The organism is Trichocoleus sp. FACHB-46 (assembly GCF_014695385.1).
GTDB lineage: Bacteria > Cyanobacteriota > Cyanobacteriia > FACHB-46 > FACHB-46 > Trichocoleus.
Genome location: NZ_JACJOD010000006.1, coordinates 801,072 through 821,254, shown reverse-complemented (window position 1 = coordinate 821,254; position 20,183 = coordinate 801,072). Strand labels below are relative to the sequence as shown.

Here is a 20,183-nt window from a genome sequence, read left to right as displayed (position 1 = left end):
ATGCCATTGAGATACATTTTGATGCACAGTTGCTTGATGTCATCGGAGTAAGCCCAAGGACGGTAAGACTCGAGAAATTGGCGACCACACTGCTGGCACTGATAGCACTGTCTGCCGCGACGGTGACCGTTTTTAGCTGTGTGAGTGGAGTGACATTGAGGACATTTCATACCTTCATTGTGCCAAAGCCAGCATTACTCTTTCAGCAACGCCGGGATTGGATATTGATTGCAAGGCCAGCGATCGCCTAAACTATGCTTCGATTTGCTGGCCTGCCTGCTTTAGTATTTCATTGCTCAAGAGTTACCCTTCAAGCTTTCTAAAGAAAATCCCTCAAGAATCCAACCCGTTAATTGGGCGATTTTTGAGGGATTTTTTTAGGAGTTAGAAATCAACCGCTCCCCGACACCACAGGTAGGATTTGCTTAGTACTTCATCCACCGATTACGTAGCGTTATCAGGAGCTTTCTTGCTTGACGTTAAACTTTAGGTTTTTAGTTCCCCAATGTCTGAAATTTATCCGATGCGGCTTAATTTGGACCGGGTTCTAAAAGCGTTTGCCCCTGAAGCTGAGTGGGATGACGCAAACCTACTTCCATTTTAGGCTTTATCTTGACGGTGAGTGAAAACCTGCGGCTAGTATGAAGAAGCGATCGCCCCTGATGGTGCATTTCAGGGCAAGTTATCGCTGCTGATTCGTTCTTGATTGAATGCTTATGAAAGCAGAACTGCTCAACTGGATTCTGTTTGCTGGCAAGGTTTTACACCGTAACAGTGATTGGATGGCTTGGAACTTATTCCTAGCTCTTATCCCGTTAGGATTGAGCGTTTGGCTATTTCGTAGAAGTCGGCAACCCTCCATTCTTTGGTGGTTGGGTTTGTTGGTGTTTGTCGCCTTTCTACCCAACGCTCCCTACGTTCTGACTGACATCATTCATCTGATTTACGACATTCGCGAAGGATTTTCCGAGTGGATTGTCACTCTCGTCCTAGTACCGCAGTATATGTTGTTTATTCTGGCGGGCTTTCAAGCTTATGTCCTATCGCTGATCAACTTGGGCCACTACCTGAACCAACGACAACGGCATCGCTATGTGCTTTGGGCAGAATTGGTTCTGCATGCGTTGAGTGCGCTCGGCATCTACCTAGGGCGATTCTTGCGTTTTAACAGTTGGGATTTAGTCACACGCCTAGACTCCGTGGCAGACAAAGTCGTAGATGATTTAGTAGCTAAGCGGCCTGCCCTCGTAATGTTCGTCACATTCATCGTTATTACTGGCTTGTACTGGCTGATGAAGGAGGTGACGTTGGGCCTGATTTTGCGGAAGCGCTATCGTAGAACCTTTGAATCGACCTCTGAAGCTGATCCTGGGTCCAGCTAGTTCAAACTTCCGGAGCTAAACCAATCTCAGGATCTAACCGGGCGTAATCCTGCACCGCTTTAACCAGATTTTCGGGGGTGCCAATGTCGAGGTATACCCCTGCCTCAAACACCTCTGCTTCGACTCGCAACCCTGCTGTAATTCCCGCTTGAATCACGTCGCCGATCGCGAGTTCTTGGGGCGATTGGGTTCCTAAATTTTGGGCCTTGGCTGCTTCGATTTCCTTGAGGTAGTCATGGAGAAACTGAGTGAACGTTGGCTTCCAGACCGCGATCGCCCACATATATTGCAAAGTGGTTTGGCTCGGTTTCTCAATAATCAAATGCACTTGCCCGGATGAGTCAAAATCAACCATGCCTGCCTTCTGGGGTTGGTCGGTAGGAAACAAGCCTAAAACTACATCAGCTTGCGTTTGGGCCTGCCGTCGCAATAAATGAGTAAATGCATCTTCAGGCCAAAACAGAATATCTGGAAACCCCAGCGCCACGATCGCGTTTTGGACAAACGGATAAGCTTGGTCCAGGGTATAAGGCACTCCATAGGGCAACCCCATGAGTAAGTAGCCCAAGTGCATCTGTAGTATTGAGCCATCACCAAAATAAGCGGGAATGTCCCACTTACCAGACCGCAAAATGAAATAAGCCTGAGCAATTCCTGCTTGTTGCAACCGCTCTAGTAAATATTGGCTCACCACTTTGGGCCGCACACTTCTTCCGGATGCTACCGCTTGAAACCCAATCGGGTATAACTCTTTGCTGAGCGGAAGCGGTGAAATTCGTGTTGCCTGACCGCCCGCAGGAAGTAATCCGATGATGGGTGGTGAGGAGGTGGCTGGCAAGGCAATGAAGTCAGATTGCGGCATAGGTTTAGATGCGGAATTGAATCTGCGGTCATTGAAGTTGTGGGAGCGATCGCCATCTCTATATTCCCGATATTCCCGGCTAAGCACAAAACTCCTAAGGCTGGCAGAGGCTGGCAGTTGCTGTCCATTGCTATAGCTGGGAATCCTGGGAATCCTATAGGGTGAAGAATTTTACCTGCTTCTAGCAGATTACTCAAATTAGGCGGCAAAACTAAAACGATGAAGAACTTGCTCAATGCTGGTGTGGGTCCAGGATTAGTCTGGTTAGCTCTGCTCAGCATTATCTTGCTGCCATCTCCCGCCACGGCTACCAGCAAAACGGCTCAAGCAGGCAACGTGAAAGCAGAACTTGCTTACCAAAAAGCCAACACGGAATTGACTCAGTTTAATGACCTACGCCTAAAAATCACCCGTGGTGGAAAAACACTGCTTGATCAACCCTTGCCAGATAGTGAAGGGAATTGGCCTCTAGTGGCCCTAGGGACAGATTGGGCCAAGGAAAACGCTCAGGCCGCCTTTCAAGTGCGCGACTTAGATGGCAACCAAGAGCCAGAAGTGTTGATCGATCTGTTTACAGGTGGGGCGCACTGTTGCACCTACACGCTGATCTACCGTTACAACCCCAAAACCCAGACATACAGCGCCGATCGCTTTGAGTGGGGCAATGGTGGTTACCAGTTGCAAGACCTAGACAAAAACGGAGTACCAGAATTTAACGGGCGCAATGATGCCTTTGCTTATGCTTTTGGTAGCTACGCTGCCTCTGGCTACCCACTCCAGATCTGGCAATATCGGCAAGGCAAAATGGTGGATGTAACTCGCCAGTACCCCAAGCTCATTCATAACGATGCCTATTTCTGGTGGCAAACCTTTGTCGAACGCCAGAATGATGGTGTGGAGTATGGGAAAGGGGCGCTGGCTGCCTACTTAGCTGATAAATACTTGCTTGGCCAAGGACAAGATGGCTGGCAAAAAGTCCAAAAAGCTTACAAAGGGCCCGATCGCCAACAGTACTTTACCGAATTACGCCGTTTTCTGCGGCAGACTGGCTATATTTCGGGTAAATCTCGCTAATCTTGACCGTGAAGCGGAATTGTAATTAGTTATACCAAAACAGATTATTTTTAGTTCGGATTTCCTCTCGAATTAGTCATAGGGGCACTCATACCCAATGATAGAAAACCTCTGCAAAGCTAAGGACTAATCTTGTGGCATAACGTCTTTATTTAAGAGAGTGTAAATATGACAACTGATCCTCGTGATAACAGACCAGAAAACGATCGCTTTGATCCTGAAGATAATCCGGGCACCCAAACTCACGTACCCACCACAGACGAGGGAGATACACCCTTAGATGAGCGGTATCGGATGACCAGTCAGCGCTCTGATTCTGATCCTAGCTCCGGTGCCGAACCCGAAGATCCAGGCGCTCCGGTGGAAGTGATTGGTGGCCCGAATCAGGGAACTGAGGTTCGCTAAGACAATTCCCGGACCTAGGAAATGTTGGATAAGATGAATTACTAAGATCTCCCTAGTTAGCACCATTTGCCGAGTAGGGAGTTTTTTATATTTGGTTAAATAATACCAATTCTCTAAATTCTATCTACAGATATTCGTAGGGGCGAACGGCCGCTCGCCCCTACAGCCAATCACTTTAAATAATTTTTAGCGCTGATCAGTCTTAGGTTTTAACGATTTGGAAATGGCCGTAGACACCAGCCAGAGAGTAATTGCTACGACCAACCAGATGAGTGTTGCAGCCATTAAAACGATCCATGCTGACCAGCGATCAACAAAGTACCAAACAGCGATCGCAAAGGTAACCAGACCAATGCTGCCTAGAGCTGCACCTGCGGTATCGGCTCCAGCAGCATCTATGTTTTCGTGCTTTTCAATGAGAGTGATGCTCGCAGGTAAAACGGCAGGAAAGGCCATAAACAATCCGCCAATACTGGGACCATAGCGATAGGCCAAAACTCCGGTGAGCATAGTAACTAGCCCGCCAAATATAAACCGGATGGCATAATCTGACCAACGCATTTGTTTCAGCTTAGAAAGATCAATCTTGATGCCCATACTTTTCCTCAGTCATCCTAAGTAAAGCTGACTGTCCACAGCCCATAAGCAACGGTTAGCCACAATAGCCAAGCTGCCACAGCCGCCACCCAAGCTTTAATTCTTTGACTCAGTAGCAGCCATGTGACCAACAGACTGTAGAAGAACAGGGCGATCGCTCCGGCGATCATGGCTTGCGCTGCTGTCTGTACATAAGTCATGCCATTGTTGGCAAAGGCAATACTTAAGGTTGCTAAAGCCACAGAAGGAGCCGCACCAAATAGCCCAGCGAAGCTTTTAGGTCGTAGCACATCGCTAATAACAGCAAACCCAGAGACGAATAGTCCCCCGATAAAAAATCGCAGAATCAGCTCAGACATTGACTACTTTAAGCTGAGATTAAATTTTGGTTAAAATACTTTAGCTTGTAGTCTAGGATACTGTCATCAAACTATAGTCTTAGGCCTAGTCACCCTATTTAAGGAGCCAAGTCAAGTTGTCGCCGTGCTGCTGCTAACAGGACCTTGTGTTCTGCACGGGCGATCGCGTGATAAGTGCGCTCAACTGCCTCTGCATCGACAGAGATCGAGTTGATGCCCCAACGAACTAAGTGAGCAATCAATTCCGGAGATTGGGCGGGCGCTTGACCACAAATAGAGCAGGGAATCCCGGCGGCTTGAGCCAGCTGAATCAGTTGAGCGATCGCTCGTAACACGGCTGGATGGCGTTCATTAAAGGCGGCAGCGAGTTCGGGTTGGTCGCGATCAGCTCCTAGCAAAAGTTGGGTTAAATCATTGGTGCCAATCGAAATGCCTTGGACCCCAGCTTTCACATAATCTGGCAGCAAAAACAGTACCGACGGCACCTCTGCCATGATCCAAAGTTGAAACTCTGCTTGCTGCGTCAACCCAGCTTGCTCTACCCGCTGCCGACAAAAGCTAAACTCTTCTACTGTGCGGACAAAAGGCAGTAATAAATGCACGTTGCTGTAACCCGCTTGTTGCACCTCCGCAAGGGCTATGAGTTCTAGCTCGAATAAGGCGGAGTCGAGAAGATAGCTAAATGTGCCCCGCAGTCCCAACATGGGGTTGGTTTCGACGGGTAGCAATCTGCCGCCTTCTAGCGCTTGGAATTCGTGAGAGCGCAAATCGAGTGCCCGGTAAAACACTGGACGCGGAGCGAAGGCTTTCGCAAACTGGCTCACCTGACTAGCAATTCGATCTACAAACTCTTGCTGCCGTCCCTGCTGCAACCATAGATTGGGATGTTGGTGTTCTAGAACCTCTAACAGCATCAGTTCTGAGCGAATTAACCCAATGCCATCTACGGGCAAAGTTTTAACTTGGTCGATGAAACGAAGTTGGCTCAGGTTGACCAACAGTTGCGTAGCGATCGCGGGTAGGGGGCGATCGCTCCAGCGAGGAGCGGGAGACGAACCAGGGTTATCTTGACCAGAGCGATTGATCGAGTCAGCATCGCCAGGCAGCGTGTTTTTTGGCTTAGGCTGAGTCAGGGGCGGTTGTCGTTGGTAATGAGTGGTTCGGAAATCGGCAATCCGATAAATCTCTCCCTGCGTGCCATCCAATAGCACTGTTTCTCCTGCTTGAATAATGCGAGTCGCCTGCGCCGCACCCACAATTGCCGGTAATCCTAACTCCCGCGCCAAAATAGCGCCGTGACTGGTCATGCCGCCTTGCTCAGCCACCAAACCAGCGGCTTGCTGCAAGCATGAAAACCAATCTGGTGTGAGCGTGGTGGTGACTAAAATTCGACCGGGTGGGATGTGCTCAGGTAAGTGGGCATCAGTAATCACGACTGCTTCGGCGATCGCTTGACCACTAGCCGCCGCCAATCCTTTGAGAATCAACTGGGGTTCTGTCGGTACAGTCTTCCGCAGCCATGATGGAGCGATCTGGTCTGGTTGCTGAAGTTCTGAAATTGGTAAGTTAACTTGGGTGAGATACAGCTCCGGGGGGGACTCCATATCTGCCTGCATCCACATCCACTTGAAGGTGAAGGTAGCGCTAAAGTCAGCTTTGAGTTGTTGCGCGATCCGAATCAGTTGTTGCAGCGTGGCTGGAGGCAGGGCGTATCGGTTTTGCTGCGCTTCTGTGAGTAGGTGAACCTGTAAGCAGCCATCGGGATGTTGAAAGGCAGGCTGGCTAATGTCCTTTAAAAACGGTAAGAAATCGGGGGCTTGGGGCAAGGTATGGGCGCAGGTTTTGCTGCCCAAGGTTTGAGCTTGCACAATGCCTTGGAGCGCATCTACCTCGTAAGAGTCTGGAGTCACTTCACCCCAGGCGATCGCGGTTTCTAGGCCCCAAGTAGACTGAATCGCAACAAGATTATCCTCAACCTTCACCACTCCTGCGGCGATCGCGGGCAAGACTGGGTGAATTAACACGGCTAAGCAAATTTGCTCTAAAGGAATTTCGGCTCGCTGCCAGTACAGCAAACTTTTGGCTCGAAACAACTCAGCCCAAACTTTTTTTAACCCGACCGCTAAGGCTTCTGGTTTAGCAGAGCAAATTTGCGGCTCAAAGATCTCGGCAGCTTCTAGGGCCAAGAGATTATCGGCGGGTGGCTTCAGGGCCAGTGAAGGTTGCAAAATCAGGGTAGTGGCTTGCAGTTGGGAGGCCGCTTCGCTTAAGTTTTCTAGCCACAGCTCTGGTAATGGAGTGTTCGTAATCTCATGACGGATGTGCTGGGCGATCGCCTGCAATTGTTGAGGATGATCGACGTTCAGATGCAATGAAGAACTCGGAAGATCAGCAAAAGGCTCTCGCCACTGAATAGATTCGATAAATTCTTGAAAGGTTTGGGCTGGTACCACTAAACCGGATAGCACAGGGTAGCCACTCTGAAGCAGATGACCGAGATAAAAGGCTTGATTTCCAAACCACAAAGGATTCGTGTGTTGAATTTGATTCAACCAGTACAGGCTAGGCACAGGCAGCGCTGGTCTGAAAATAATCTTTCAATCTTAATCTAGTGGCTGTCTTTCCCTGGATCTTCCTTGCAATGATTAAAGACCTGACTGCTATTTAACCGACTTAGCCGACTCATTCAGTTAGCTGACTAAGCTAACAATCAAATTAATTAACTCGGCCAAGTTTACAGGCTTGGATAAGTGGTGCTGAAATCCGGCGGCTAGAGCTTGTTGGCGATCTTCTGCTTGGGCATAGGCAGTCAAGGCGATCGCTGGGATATTGCGACCTTGGGTTGCTTCTGCCGCGCGCCACTGTCGGATTAAAACGTAGCCATCTTCACCAGGCATGCCAATGTCGCTGACTAACACTTGAGGTTGCCACTGTTGCCGCATGGCTAAGGCCGCTGGGCTGGAGCCAACGGCTTTTACCTCAGCCCCTTGCTGCATTAAAGCAGTCATCAAAAATTCTCTGGTATCAGCATCGTCGTCCACCACCAAAATGCGTAAGTTATTCAGATTGGACGTAGATGGGAAGGTTGTGGCGGGTTCTGCCAATGTGACTGAAGGTAGAACAGTCTCTGGGATAGGACCCAAGCTACGAGGTAAGCGGACGGTAAAAGTAGCGCCTTGGCCTATACCTGGGCTGGCTGCTTTCACTTGGCCCCCATGTAGCTCGACTAAATGCCGCACGATCGCGAGTCCTAGCCCCAAACCACCGAAAGAGCGAGTTGTTGTACTGTCGGCTTGGCGAAAATGGTCAAAGACATGGGGGAGAAACATGGGGCTAATGCCTTGCCCCGTATCAGCGATTTCAATTTCTACGGTGGTTTCGCAGTGACGCAGATGCATCGTGATGTGCCCTGCTGGAGGCGTGAACTTGATCGCATTGGACAGCAAATTCCAAATTACCTGCTGCAAGCGATCGCTATCACCCAAGATGAAGCTATTGGGTTGGTCAAAAATGAGTTGCAGTTGCATCGACTTGGCTTCGAGTAAAGGGCGGGCAGCGTCGAAGGCCGCTTCAACCACTGGCACCAAGTCGAGTTGCCGCATTTGCAGCTTTATCTGGCCCCGCATCACTCGGGAGACATCGAGCAAGTCTTCAATTAATTGGGTTTGCAGCTTGGCATTGCGCTCAATGGTTTCTAGGGCGCGCTCGGTGGTAGCAGGATCAAAATTGCGATTTCGCAACAGGCGGGACCAGCCCAGAATGGCATTGAGGGGCGATCGCAACTCGTGAGACACGATGGCGAGAAATTCGTCCTTCATGCGATTAGCCGTTTGGGTTGCCTGGTAAAGTTGGGCATTGTCTACAGCGGCGCTCGCCCGACGGGCTAAATCTTCTGCTAAGTCCAAGTCGGCTGATTGGTAGGGTCGCGTGGAGCCCACTCGAATTAGGGAAATAACCCCCAACACTCTTTCGCGGGCTACGAGAGGCACGCACATGAGAGAGCGGCCTGCTAAGCGCTGTAACACAGCTAAATGCTGGGCATCCTGGGCAATTTCAGCCAAAAACCCAGGGGAAATTTCCGGAATCAGCACAGACTTACCAGTGCGTAAAGCAGTGAAAGCAGGGTGCGGCTTGGTCAGATTGGGCGGGTACTGCTGCAATTGTTCTTGCATCATTTGAGCTTGCGCCGGGTCTCTGTGAGCGATCGCTAAGCGCCGCAGCGTTTCTCCCTCCTCCACCATATCAATGGTACAGAAGTCGGCCAAGGTAGGAATGGTGAGCTGCGCCATACTGGTAAGCGTGGCTTCGTAGTCGAGCGAAGACACTAATACAGTGCTGGCTTCGGCCAAAAACTGCAAAGCGCTCACCGCCCGCCTGCGCTCGGTGGTTTCTACCATCACGCCCCGGAGTTGCTGAGCTTGACCGGACGCATCAGTGACGACGTAAACAATGTCCCGTAACCAAATCACTCGACCATCCGCCGCGATCGCCCGATACTCAAAATCTTGGTTTTGGCAGGTAGTCGCCGCTGTTTGGCAGATCTGGCAGACGCGATCGCGATCGTCTGGATGAATTAAGCTGGGCCAGAAAGTTGCGTCTTCCAGCCAGCGATCGATGGGGTAGCCCAGCATCGTTTCTGCTTGCTGGCTGACAAAAGTAAACTGCCAAGTTTTAGCTTCGGCTTCCCACACGATCGCGTCGAGTCCATTCACCAAATCGCGAAATCGCTGTTCCGCAGCTTCCGCCGCCGCTCGAGCCGTTTGTTCTCGCTCTAGCAGCTTCAGCCGCTCCACCTCGGCACGCTTACGCTCGGATACATCTGACATCAGCGACACAACGCTGTTGGGCTGCCCCTTGTCGTCTCGTAGCACCGCCGTCCATAAGTCAATAAAGATCGATGTTCCATCTTTGCGCTGGCGATAAGTTTCAAATCCGCTGAGCAGTTGGCCCGCTAAAGTCGTCTGTAAATTTTGTAAAAATTCTGCCTGTTTATCGACAGGAATACTAGGGAGAGGTTGATCCAGCACTTCTGACGCAGACCAACCAAAAATCTTTTCAGCGGCAGGGTTCCAAAGCTGGACGCGGCCTTCGGGGTCCAGCATGGTAATGCCGAGCGGAGAGGCTTGGATCAGCGCTTGTAAGGTTTGATTCGTTTCTTCTAAAACGATCGCGGCTTGTTTGTAGGGAGTAATGTCTTCTAACAAGCCATCAATAAAAGTTTTACCATCAGCTGATTGGCTCAAGGTGGCGCTGAGCAAAGCCCAAATGCGACTACCCTGGCTACAGAGCTGCACTTCGCGCTCGTAGTAGCGGCTACTGGCTTGTAACCATTGTTGAAATTCTAAGTAGTCGTCATTATGGCAAAACAGTTCTTGCCAATTCAGCGTTAGGTCTGCGGTAGTCTGCGGTAGTTTCAGGATTTTTTGAAAGGCGCTATTGCTCTCTAGCAAATGTCCATCTGCACTCGCTCGAAACACACCCACATTCAGCCGCACCAGCAAAGATTGGAGTTGTTGTTGTAACTGAGCTGATTTGCGTCGCTCGATCGCATGTTCTAGAGCAGAGCGGACGGCGATCGCTAAGCGAAAGGTGTGTTTGGGAGACTTGAGGATGTAGTCTTCTACCCCAGCCTTCATCGCTGCTACCGCCACTTCTTCGTTACCGCTGTTGGTGAACATAATCACCGGACAGTCGGGATAACGGGCTTTAATAGCTTGGGCGATCGCCACCCCATTGTTCCAACCTAGCTGATAGTCAGTGACGACTAAGTCAAACGTATCTGTAGCCAGAGCTTGGGTAAATTGCGCCGCAGTAGCAACTTCCTGAAGCTCTACGTCCTGGAACTCCCGGTGCAACTCCCGCTTTACCAGGAGGCGATCATCAGGGTTGTCATCGATAATCAAAATCCTTGTCATAGGATTGCCAACTGAACATCCACTTCAAGCTGCGCCAGAGAAAAGTTACTGCAAGTCGGGTCTGGATACAATTGCCGCGATCGCTTTAACTTGCATCCTAAACCGCATCTGGGATGGCATCAAGGCTCAATCGTGGGCCAGCGTGGGAGCTTGATTGAGATTCATCCAATAGAGATCGAGCGTTTTCACAATGTCTAATAAAGCGTTGAAGGCCACTGGCTTGACCAAGTAAGAATTTGCACCCAAATCGTAGGCCCGATTCACATCGCCCATTTCTTGGGAGGAGGTGAGCACGATCACGGGGAGACGCTTTAGCTCAGGCTGTTGTCGTAACCACGCTAGCACTTCATGCCCAGAACGGCGGGGAAGTTTTAAGTCGAGCAACACGAGACTGGGTAAGGGATGCTGATGGCGATCGCGATAAGGGTCTTGGCCAGACAAATACAGTACAGCGGCTTCGCCATTGTCTAGCACCTGCATCGGAGCCGGGAGGTTCGCTTTAGTAAAGGCTCGTTGAATGAGTAAAACGTCATTTGGATCATCTTCCACCAATAAAACTGATCCTGACGTGCTTGAAATCATATCGCTCTCTCCGTCTCTGTCTCTTGTAACTCTAGCTTGGTCTAGCTCTGGGCTTGTGGTAACTCTAGCCAAAACTGACTGCCTTGGGTAGGGCAAGACTCAACTCCGACCCGACCACCCATGCGTTCTACCCCCTTACGCACAATCGCTAAACCAATGCCAGTGCCAGGATATGCTTCGGTGCCGTGCAAACGCTCAAAAACCCGAAAAATGCGTTCTTGATGTTGCGGAGCGATGCTGATGCCGTTATCTTGCACCCACAGCCGCACGCCATCCGGTTGCGTCTCCGCCCAAACTTTAATTTGGGGTTGCACTCCCGCCCCCACAAACTTCAGTGCATTCATCAGCAAGTTGGTCAGGACTTGCACCAGGGTAACGCGATGACCCATGACGCTGAGGAGCGGAGGCACAACCGTAATTTGGGCGTGGCGTTGCCGAATTTCTAAGTCTAGCTGCGCCAAAATCTCACTGACTAAAGCAGTTAAATCGATCGGTTGTAGCTGCAACTCAGCGCGGCTCAAGCGACTGTACGCCAGCAAATCTTCAATCAACGTGTCCATGCGTTGAGCGGCTTTGCTGATGCGATGCGCGTAGTCCTGGCCAACTTCATCTAGAGCTTCCTGATAATCTTCCAGCAAGGCTTGTGTAAACCCTTGCATGGCTCTCAGGGGTGCCCGTAGGTCATGAGAAACCGAGTACCCAAACGCCTCTAACTCGGTGTTGGCTGCTTGGAGTTGGGCGGTGCGCTCTAAAACCCGATTCTCTAGCTCCGTGGCATTTTGCTGGAGTTGTTCTCGCAATTGGGCTTGCTCCAGCGCGATCGCCAGTTGATTGGCGACTTCCTGACTGATTTCTCGCTGCTCAGGGGTTAGTGTGGCCACATGAGCGCCCAGCAACCTCAGCTCTCCCACCAAGGTACTTTCGCTTTTGAGCCGCAACGTCAAACAGGTTTCATGTTCGTCTGTAGGCTCAGGCAAGAGATTGGTAGGGCAAGTTGCTTCTAGCGCCTCAACGGCATGAGGCGGATTAGATAAAGTCAAGGGTGAAGATGGCTCGATATTAGGTAAAACGGATGCCAGGGGTAGGCGGGTGCCAACTGCCAACCGAGAAACTTTTCCGTTGCTGCTATTCCCTAAAACCTGCGCTTCGCCAGCTTCAAAGTCGTAGCGCAACAGCAAGGCTTGTCGGCAAGGTACTAGATAGCACAGACGAGCGATCGCCGATTGAGCAATTTCTAGCGATGAGTGTGCTTCTAGGATGGCACGATCAATATCATGCAGGATGGATAAGCGTTGAGCCGAGCGTTGCAGGGCGGCTTCTGCACGTTTGCGCCGTGTTAGGTCACGAGTGATGAGTGCATAAAACCCTACCAGTAGCAGCAAGGTCAGAATGGCAATTAGCGATAGGGCGAGCGTGGTTTGGCGGATGCTGTCGCGGGACTGCTGCGATCGCAGCGCTAACAGGTCTGCTTCCTCCTGCTGCATATCAGCAACGGTGAGGCGGATTTGATCCATCAGTTGTTTGCCTCGATTGGACAACACAATCCGCCGAGCCGCCTCTAGCTCGTTCTGCTGGCCCAATTGAATCGTTTGGTCGAGTTCGCTTAACTTCTGGTTGATTACAGGTTTTAAGAAGGCGAGGCGACCTTGCTGGTTCGCGTTGTCCCTAGTCAAGGATTGCAACTGCTCCACTCGCTGATTTATTTGAGCGATCGCACTGTTATAAGGCTGCAAATAGCGGGTTGCCCCGGTCAAGAGATAGCCTCGTTGTCCAGTTTCGGCATCTTTCAAGGTCGAAAGCATTCTCTCCAAGGTGATAATCACTTCTTGGGAATGAGTGACCGAGGCATTGTTTCGGATCAGTTGCAGGATATGGTAGTACGACACTCCCACATTGATCGCCAAAACAGCAAGGCCAAAAGCGAAGTAGAGCGTGAGGCGACGATGCAAAATCTTGGACATAGGTTACTGTCAGAGGCTGACCTTAGGACTAGATTTCACTAAGGTTGCGATCGCGTGAGTCAGGGCTATCGGTTCTACAGGCTTGGACAAATGCACCTGAAATCCAGCCGTGAGAGAGCGTTGTTGTTCTGCTTCACCAGCGTAGGCTGTTAAGGCGATCGCCGGAATATGACAAATCCTGGCATCGGCCCGCACCTGTTGAATCAACTCATGGCCGTCCCGCTCTGGCATCGCAATATCACTGACGAGCACATCGGGTTGGCAATGTTGCAGTACAGCCAGGGCTTCCGCGACCGCAGCCACGGCAGTGACTTTAGCGCCTTGGGCTTCTAAAACAACCGTGAATAACTCTCTAATATCTACTTCATCATCCACCAACAAAACCTGCATCCCCTCTAGGGTTGGCCCTGGGTCTGTAGCCACGGCACCCAACTCCTGAGCACTGGGTATTTGAGTGGGTTCTGGCCTGGTAACCAGCGGGAGCCGCACGCTAAAAGTAGCGCCTTGCCCTTCCCCCGGACTTGTGGCTTGGACTGTGCCTCCATGCAACTCAACTAAGTGACGCACGATCGCCAAACCAAGCCCTAACCCGCCTTGCGATCGCGTCGTGGTGCTGTCAGCTTGGCGGAAGCGCTCAAAGACATGGGGCAGAAATTCCGGTGCCACGCCTAAGCCTGTATCACTGACCCGAATTTCTACTTGAGCCTCACCCAGGGATCCATTGCAATCTAGGTTGGAGTTGCCCAGCGCTTGGACTTGCTCCATCTGCACCTCGACTCGCCCTCCAGACGGCGTAAACTTGACGGCATTGGAGAGCAAATTCCATACCACTTGCTGAATCCGGTCTGGATCAACCGTTACTCGATACCGGGGAGAAGTACAAGCACAGGTGACTTGGAGTGACTTAGCTTCAGCCGCTGGGCGCGCCGCATCGATCGCCGCTTGAATCACTGTCACTAAATCGGTAGGGCAGAGATTAAGCCGCAGCTGGCCCCGAATAATCCGCGAAACATCCAGAATGTCTTCTATGAGTTGGGCTTGCAACTTAGCGTTGCGCTCAATGGTTTCTAAGGCGCGTGTGGTGGTAGCGGCATCCATCTGACGCTGCGTGAGTAAGCGAGACCAGCCCAAAATCGAATTGAGGGGAGTGCGAAGTTCGTGGGACAGGGTAGCCAAAAACTCATCTTTCATGCGATTGGCGGCTTCGGCGGTGCGGCGGGCAGCTTCACTCGCGGCTCTGGCTTGCTGCGCTTTCTGGTATAACCGCACGTTGTCCAGCGCGATCGCAGCTCGGTGCGCGACTTCTTCCACCAACACTCTTTCGTCGGGTCCATATCGCCGATCGGAGACAGTCGTAGCCAGCAAAATAGCGCCCAAAATGCGATCGCTACCCCGGAGCGGCTGAATCGTAAAAGACCGCGTGGCCAAATTTTCGATCGCAGTGATATGGCCAGAACTGGTGGGAAATTCCCGGAAAAATGTCTCCGCTATCTCCGCCTGACAAAACGCTTTTCCGGTCCGGATCGCCTCAGCTACGGGCACCTGGGCTTGCAGATGCAGAGGATAGTTTTGATTGAAGGCTAGTAATTGCTCTGTCTGCGTCGGATCAACATGAGCCGCAGCCACGCGACGAATTAGGTCTGAACTTTCATCTCGGACATAAATCAGGCAGTAGTCTGCCAAGTTGGGCACGATAACCTGAGCGAGCGCTTGCAAGGCCATTTCAGACTCCAAGGAAGTCGCGAGTTGAGCACTCACTTGAGCTAAAAAAGCGGCGCGTTGTTGGGCGGCTTCCGCTTCCGCCCGTGCAGCTTGGGCTTGGATCAACTGCACCCGTTCGGCTTCCGCTTGCTTGAGGGCGGTGATGTCGCGGCTGACGATCAAGGCATATTGAACGTTTCCTTCAGCATCCAACTCGGGTACCACCCGTGATTGATAAGTGCGCCATCCTTGCAGGCTAGGAGCTTTAAATTCCACTGTCTGCTCTTTTCCTGTGGCAAACATTTGCTCCATGCTGCTGTCCCAAGCTTGACAGAATGACTCTGGCAAACCATGTTCTTGACTCGTGTGGCCCAAGAAGAAAGCGGCAGGGAATCCGGTGATGCGCTCTACGGCTGGATTGACATAGACATAGCGAAAGGCGCGATCGCAGCGAATAATTACATCCGGGGTGTTATCCAAGAGGGCTTTCGATTCTTGCTCTCGCCGATACAAAGCTTCCTGGGCCTGCTGGCGTTCTGCAATCTCCTGGTGCAAAATCACATTGGCTTGGGTGAGCGCTAAAGTGCGTTCTTCCACCAACCGTTCCAATTCGTCGTGAGATTGGCGCAGCACCTCCTCTGCTTGCTTACGTTCGGTAATATCTAGAACGGTCCCGAACATTCGGATCGGTTGACTAATCTCATTTTGCAGAAACCGCCCCCGACTGACGATCCAATGCAGCGTGCCATCGGGCCAAATAATCCGAAACTCTTCGCTATAGTCGGCTCTAGAGGCTTGCGCTACCTTAAAAGATTGGGCGAGGCGATCGCGATCGTCTGGGTGCACACAAGCTAAAAAGGCGCTCACGGTACCCGGAAAGGAGTCCTCGGGCAGGCCAAATAATCGCTCTTGTTGGCGTGACCAGCTAACTTTACCTGTACGGATGTCCCAATCCCAATTGCCCATTTGGGCGGCTTCGATCGCCAAACTGAGTTGTTCTCGGCTTTCCCAGAGCTTCAGACCTCGCAAATGAGCTTGTCGCTTTGCCACCCAAAGCCTGTGGTGGAGCAAGTTTGTCACCACCACTGCGGCAATCCCAGCACCAAGGCGCAGCAGATCTGTTTCAGTAAAGTTGAACTGGAACAAGGGGAGATTGATGAAAAACTCAAAGGCCAAGGCTGAGAGAAAACCAGCCGCAAACCCTGGGCCTACACCGCTGTACCAAGTGTTGATAACAATCGCAATAAAAAATAGTAGGGCTGGGGTATGACTCAGTAAGGGTTGCAGTAAGCAGGTGAGGACCAAGGCGATCGCCACTGTAAATACAGCGATACCGTAATGTTGTAGAGCCGTGTACCTCACCGTCATCAACCAGCCTTCACTCTAAATAGATCAATCAAATAGATCAGCGTCAACAGACCTGCATACCCAGCACAGAGCAGGGTGCCCAAAACCCAATTCTGGGTTTAAGGACATAGCCTTTCTATCAAGACTGATTGAGCTAAATTCAGCAACGACTCCAAGAACCTTTTCCACTTGATCCCGCTCTGTCTACAGATAGATCTTGAGACGAGCTGTGTAGTCTAAGGAAGCAAGGTTTCTCTACGAACTGAACAGAGCAAACTGGCTAGAGAGAACTGAACAAACTGATCTACTCCATAACTGCACTGGGTTTGTTGATGCGCCACTGGACTCATCCGTTGAAAGCTTGGCTGAATGTACTCCTGGAGTCTCCTTGCCCGTTGTGTCAGCGATCGACTGCCGCCACCTTTTGCCTCGACTGCGATCGCCAGCTCCAACGCTCTGCTTTGCCAGCTCCAGCGGCGCAGTGGCAGGGGCAACTCCCGGTGTTTGCTTGGGGCAAATATGGCGGCACGCTCAAACGGGTGCTAGCGGGCTTGAAGTATGACTACCAACCCCAAGTCGCGCAGCCTCTAGGGCAATGGTTAGGGCAAGCTTGGCTCAAGCAAGGGCCAAAACATCTCGTTCATCCAACCTCGGCGGCACCCTTACCCATCGTGGTGCCCATTCCACTCCACACCGCCAAACTAAAACAACGTGGGTATAACCAAGCCGAACTCTTAGCCCAGAGCTTTTGTGAGCAAACAGGTTTGCCCTTGCAGCGGCAAGGTTTAGTGCGAATTCGAGCCACAGAAGCTCAATTTGGTTTGTCCCAAGTCGCTCGAGAGCAGAACTTGGCAGCGGCTTTTGCGCTGAATCAATCTGTATGGCGAGGCACGCGCGATCGCCCGGTGTTGCTACTCGATGACATTTACACGACTGGAGCAACAGTACAGTCAGCCGCCCAAATCCTGCGATCGCAAGGAATTAAGGTTTGTGGCATCATCGCGATCGCTCAGGCGCAATACTAAGCCGCGTATGAGATTTGTGAATTTAAGGTGCTTTAAGAAGGATGTACAGTAGGTTGCATCCGTGTGGGCCGAGTGGGGCCAAAGATTGGGCTAGGATCTAGGCCAGCAATTTGTTGAAATTGCTCTGGTGTAATCGTGCTCACAATGGGCTGTTGTTCCCAAGTCTTAAGCTTCTGATGCGCCTGCAATAGGAATTGAAATCCTCTAACGAGAGGGACAGTTAACCAATTGTCTACTAACGTCTCCACCAGCGCTAATTCAATCAGAGCGGCTGGATAAACTCGTAGGAGATCTGCTAAGTAATCTTCAAAGTCATCAATTAAGTCGCTTGGCTCAAGATGCAATTGATAACTATTGACGATATGTTTAACTCGTTGATGGCTGAGTTGTTCCGAAATATTCATCTAGACCTCAGCTAGACTTTAGCGTTGAAATTCTTCTGAATCACTGTCTAAAATTAATCCTTAACTAATAAGTAATTGATAATTTCAAAGATTTTACCAAGCACGGTTTAATTTATAAAAATAATTCTAATTCTTTTCAGATTAATTTAAGCGGCTGCACCTGGGCGATCGCGAATGCAGAGTCAAGCAAGTTTCGGTTGGCAGAGTAGGATGTGGTGAGGTTTTCGTCGAGCATCTAGGTCGATACCGCTTGATCACACGCTCATGGGATGATAAAGAAATTACCAACCCTTTGGGTCCATACTGAGCCTGCAATTAAGCAATTTACCCAACTGGCTCTTGCATCAGCGCTAAATTCCCACGCCGTCCAGCCATGAAAAAGTTTTCCGCTTATACATCTTCTCTATTAGTTACTGGAGCTTTATTTCTGGGAGCTTGTAGTCCCAATTCCAACAACACAGCCACCAACAATACAACTAATACCACCACATCCAGTACAGGTACACCGATTTCCATTGGCATTGCCGTAGCCCAAACTAGCAACGTGGCTTTGTTAGGGCAAGAGCAAGTGGCAGGAGCCAAGATTGCCGAGAAATATTTCAATGAAAAAGGTGGTATCAACGGCACCCCAATCAAACTCGTGTTTCAGGACACCGCTGGAGATGAAGCAGGAGCGATTAATGCGTTTCAAACTTTGATTACTAGAGACAAAGTAGTCGGCATTGTTGGGCCAACTTTGTCTCAGCAAGCCTTTGGAGCCGATCCAGTCGCAGACCGAGCGAAGGTTCCTGTCCTTGGCCCTTCTAATACTGCGAAAGGTGTGCCGCAGATTGGAGACTACGTTGCCAGAGTTTCCGCTCCGGTGGCGGTGGTAGCTCCAAACGCAGTCAAAGCGGCGCTAAAACTGAATCCTGGCATCAAGAAAGTAGCGGTTTTTTACGCTCAAAACGATGCCTTTAGTAAATCGGAAACTGAAACCTTTCAGCAGACGGTAAAAGACCAAAACCTCGATCTGATTACAGTCCAGAAGTTTCAAACAACAGACACCGACTTTCAAACCCAAGTCACAAATACACTCAATCTCAAACCGGAATTGGTAATTATTTCTGGGTTGGCTGCCGATGGCGGTAACTTGGTGCGGCAGCTGCGGGAACTAGGTTACAAAGGTGCAATTATTGGCGGCAATGGCCTGAACACCTCTAATATCTTTCCGGTTTGCAAGGCGCTCTGTGATGGCATTTTAATTGCTCAAGCGTATAGCCCAGAGCATCCTGGTGAAGTGAATGCAGCTTTCCGCAAGGCTTATCAAGCTCAATACAAGAAGGAGCCACCTCAATTCAGCGCTCAAGCTTTCGCAGGAGTGCAGGTTTTTGTCGAAGCCTTACAAAAAATGGGAGACAAAGCTAAACCCAATCCAGGAGCGATCGCTGAGCTGCGGACGGCGTTAAATCAGGAGATTTTGCGGGGGCAATATGCGACTCCCTTAGGCGAGATTGCGTTCACTCCAGAGGGTGAAGTGGTGCAGAAGGAGTTCTATGTCGCCCAAATCAAAATGGAAGGCGATCGTGATAGTGGCAAGTTTGTGTTTCTCAAGTAGGCTTAGCTCGCAGAGAAATTGATGAGTTTTACTCTGTTTTTTCAGCAGTTCTTGAATGGCTTATCGATCGGCAGTGTTTATGCCATTTTTGCTTTGGGCTATACCCTGGTCTTCTCGATCTTAGGCATTATTAACTTTGCCCACGGTGCTATTTTCACCCTCGGAGCTTACTTCACCTACACGCTCATGGGCGGAGCGTTTGGTTTTAACGGCTTGCTAGCGAATGCCTCTCTCCCGGTGCAACTGCCGTTTGCTTTAGCCTTGGTATTGGGCAGTGGTTTAGCAGGTTTGGTCGGTGTAGCTGTCGAGCGAATTGCCTTTCAACCGTTGCGCCAACGCCGCGCTGATCCGCTACTCACCGTGGTTTCCAGCTTGGGTGTGGCAGTGGTGATTGTGAACTTGATTCAGTATCTAGTGGGGGCAGAGATTTATACCTTCCCCAATAATACCTATGGCGATTTGCCAGCAGCCATTAACTTTGGCACTGTCGCCCAACCGATCATGATTCGCACCGTACAGGTGATCATTTTTGCTGTTTCTGTGGTGATCTTGGGGATTTTAACCTTTTTGATTAACCGCACTAAGTTCGGCAAAGCGATGAAAGCTGTGGCAGAAGACCCCACAACTGCCAGTCTGCTCGGCATCAATACCGATCGCTTTATTGTCTTGACCTTTTTCGTCAGTAGCTTTCTAGGTGGTTTGGCAGGAACGTTAGTTGGCTCTAGCGTCGGGATTGCGGGGCCTTACTTTGGTATTGGCTTTGGCCTCAAAGGATTAGCAGTGATTGTGCTGGGTGGATTAGGCAGTATCCCTGGAGCTGTGTTAGGGGGGGTAGTTATTGGCTTAGTGGAAGCGTTTGTCCCCTCTGACTACTCGGCTTACAAAGATGCAGCCGCCTTTGGCATTCTATTTCTGATGCTATTGGTGCGACCGCAAGGTCTGTTGGGTCGTACCTTCGTGCAAAAGGTTTAA

General features: G+C 50.6%; 15 protein-coding genes. 6 read left to right on the top strand and 9 right to left on the bottom strand.

Annotated features, from left to right (window positions below; translation table 11 throughout):
* Positions 1–716 precede the first annotated feature (716 nt).
* Positions 717–1,382, top strand: coding sequence for a DUF1361 domain-containing protein (locus tag H6F72_RS03890; RefSeq protein ID WP_190431932.1), 666 nt, complete (start codon positions 717–719; stop codon positions 1,380–1,382).
* 1 nt (position 1,383) lies between these two features.
* Here the strand turns inward: H6F72_RS03890 and H6F72_RS03885 are convergent, their stop codons facing one another.
* Positions 1,384–2,331, bottom strand: coding sequence for an NDP-sugar synthase (locus H6F72_RS03885; RefSeq protein WP_370527433.1), 948 nt, complete (start codon positions 2,329–2,331; stop codon positions 1,384–1,386).
* A 132-nt stretch (positions 2,332–2,463) separates the two neighbouring features.
* Here H6F72_RS03885 and H6F72_RS03880 point away from each other — a divergent pair, with 132 nt between their 5' ends.
* A complete protein-coding gene (locus tag H6F72_RS03880) occupies positions 2,464–3,318 on the top strand; it encodes a hypothetical protein (protein ID WP_190431931.1) in 855 nt (284 codons plus the stop codon).
* 168 nt (positions 3,319–3,486) lie between these two features.
* Positions 3,487–3,723 (top strand): hypothetical protein, encoded by a 237-nt coding sequence (locus H6F72_RS03875; protein WP_190431930.1) that lies wholly within the window; start codon positions 3,487–3,489, stop codon positions 3,721–3,723.
* Between the two features lie 186 nt (positions 3,724–3,909).
* On the opposite strand, the gene H6F72_RS03870 is transcribed toward H6F72_RS03875, so the two are convergent.
* The 7 genes from H6F72_RS03870 to H6F72_RS03840 all read right to left on the bottom strand — a co-directional run bounded on the left by H6F72_RS03870 (position 3,910) and on the right by H6F72_RS03840 (position 16,206).
* Positions 3,910–4,320: a DUF3147 family protein gene (locus H6F72_RS03870; protein WP_190431929.1), complete on the bottom strand. Its 411-nt coding sequence runs from the start codon at positions 4,318–4,320 to the stop codon at positions 3,910–3,912.
* A 17-nt stretch (positions 4,321–4,337) separates the two neighbouring features.
* On the bottom strand, positions 4,338–4,679 hold the full coding sequence (locus tag H6F72_RS03865) for a DUF3147 family protein (protein ID WP_190431928.1): 342 nt from the start codon (positions 4,677–4,679) through the stop codon (positions 4,338–4,340).
* A 98-nt stretch (positions 4,680–4,777) separates the two neighbouring features.
* Positions 4,778–7,249 (bottom strand): putative PEP-binding protein, encoded by a 2,472-nt coding sequence (locus H6F72_RS03860; protein ID WP_190431927.1) that lies wholly within the window; start codon positions 7,247–7,249, stop codon positions 4,778–4,780.
* Between the two features lie 120 nt (positions 7,250–7,369).
* Positions 7,370–10,594, bottom strand: coding sequence for a response regulator (locus tag H6F72_RS03855; protein ID WP_190431925.1), 3,225 nt, complete (start codon positions 10,592–10,594; stop codon positions 7,370–7,372).
* 126 nt (positions 10,595–10,720) lie between these two features.
* On the bottom strand, positions 10,721–11,176 hold the full coding sequence (locus H6F72_RS03850; protein ID WP_190431923.1) for a response regulator: 456 nt from the start codon (positions 11,174–11,176) through the stop codon (positions 10,721–10,723).
* Positions 11,177–11,217: 41 nt separating this feature from the next.
* Positions 11,218–13,137, bottom strand: a complete 1,920-nt coding sequence (locus H6F72_RS03845) for a CHASE3 domain-containing protein (protein ID WP_199298834.1) — start codon at positions 13,135–13,137, stop codon at positions 11,218–11,220.
* 9 nt (positions 13,138–13,146) lie between these two features.
* Complete coding sequence (locus tag H6F72_RS03840; RefSeq protein WP_190431921.1) at positions 13,147–16,206, bottom strand: ATP-binding protein; 3,060 nt, start codon at positions 16,204–16,206, stop codon at positions 13,147–13,149.
* Positions 16,207–16,517: 311 nt separating this feature from the next.
* On the opposite strand from H6F72_RS03840, the gene H6F72_RS03835 reads away from it, so the two are divergent.
* Positions 16,518–17,210 carry a ComF family protein gene (locus H6F72_RS03835; RefSeq protein ID WP_190431919.1) on the top strand — a complete coding sequence of 231 codons (693 nt, stop codon included), beginning with the start codon at positions 16,518–16,520 and terminating at the stop codon, positions 17,208–17,210.
* A gap of 32 nt (positions 17,211–17,242) precedes the next feature.
* Here H6F72_RS03835 and H6F72_RS03830 read toward each other — a convergent pair whose 3' ends face one another.
* Positions 17,243–17,614 (bottom strand): hypothetical protein, encoded by a 372-nt coding sequence (locus H6F72_RS03830; protein ID WP_190431917.1) that lies wholly within the window; start codon positions 17,612–17,614, stop codon positions 17,243–17,245.
* 373 nt (positions 17,615–17,987) lie between these two features.
* Here H6F72_RS03830 and H6F72_RS03825 point away from each other — a divergent pair, with 373 nt between their 5' ends.
* Together H6F72_RS03825 and H6F72_RS03820 are read left to right on the top strand one after the other, a co-directional pair.
* On the top strand, positions 17,988–19,211 hold the full coding sequence (locus H6F72_RS03825) for an ABC transporter substrate-binding protein (protein ID WP_190431915.1): 1,224 nt from the start codon (positions 17,988–17,990) through the stop codon (positions 19,209–19,211).
* Between the two features lie 21 nt (positions 19,212–19,232).
* Positions 19,233–20,183, top strand: a complete 951-nt coding sequence (locus tag H6F72_RS03820; RefSeq protein ID WP_190431913.1) for a branched-chain amino acid ABC transporter permease — start codon at positions 19,233–19,235, stop codon at positions 20,181–20,183.

Excerpts from the sequence above, each read along its gene's own strand:
- H6F72_RS03890 (WP_190431932.1), top strand. The coding sequence starts at position 717 with ATGAAAGCAGAACTGCTCAACTGGATTCTGTTTGCTGGCAAGGTTTTA.
- H6F72_RS03880 (WP_190431931.1), top strand. The coding sequence starts at position 2,464 with ATGAAGAACTTGCTCAATGCTGGTGTGGGTCCAGGATTAGTCTGGTTA.
- H6F72_RS03875 (WP_190431930.1), top strand. The coding sequence starts at position 3,487 with ATGACAACTGATCCTCGTGATAACAGACCAGAAAACGATCGCTTTGAT.
- H6F72_RS03870 (WP_190431929.1), bottom strand. The coding sequence starts at position 4,320 with ATGGGCATCAAGATTGATCTTTCTAAGCTGAAACAAATGCGTTGGTCA.
- H6F72_RS03865 (WP_190431928.1), bottom strand. The coding sequence starts at position 4,679 with ATGTCTGAGCTGATTCTGCGATTTTTTATCGGGGGACTATTCGTCTCT.
- H6F72_RS03855 (WP_190431925.1), bottom strand. The coding sequence starts at position 10,594 with ATGACAAGGATTTTGATTATCGATGACAACCCTGATGATCGCCTCCTG.
- H6F72_RS03850 (WP_190431923.1), bottom strand. The coding sequence starts at position 11,176 with ATGATTTCAAGCACGTCAGGATCAGTTTTATTGGTGGAAGATGATCCA.
- H6F72_RS03845 (WP_199298834.1), bottom strand. The coding sequence starts at position 13,137 with ATGTCCAAGATTTTGCATCGTCGCCTCACGCTCTACTTCGCTTTTGGC.
- H6F72_RS03840 (WP_190431921.1), bottom strand. The coding sequence starts at position 16,206 with ATGACGGTGAGGTACACGGCTCTACAACATTACGGTATCGCTGTATTT.
- H6F72_RS03835 (WP_190431919.1), top strand. The coding sequence starts at position 16,518 with ATGCGCCACTGGACTCATCCGTTGAAAGCTTGGCTGAATGTACTCCTG.
- H6F72_RS03830 (WP_190431917.1), bottom strand. The coding sequence starts at position 17,614 with ATGAATATTTCGGAACAACTCAGCCATCAACGAGTTAAACATATCGTC.
- H6F72_RS03825 (WP_190431915.1), top strand. The coding sequence starts at position 17,988 with ATGAAAAAGTTTTCCGCTTATACATCTTCTCTATTAGTTACTGGAGCT.
- H6F72_RS03820 (WP_190431913.1), top strand. The coding sequence starts at position 19,233 with ATGAGTTTTACTCTGTTTTTTCAGCAGTTCTTGAATGGCTTATCGATC.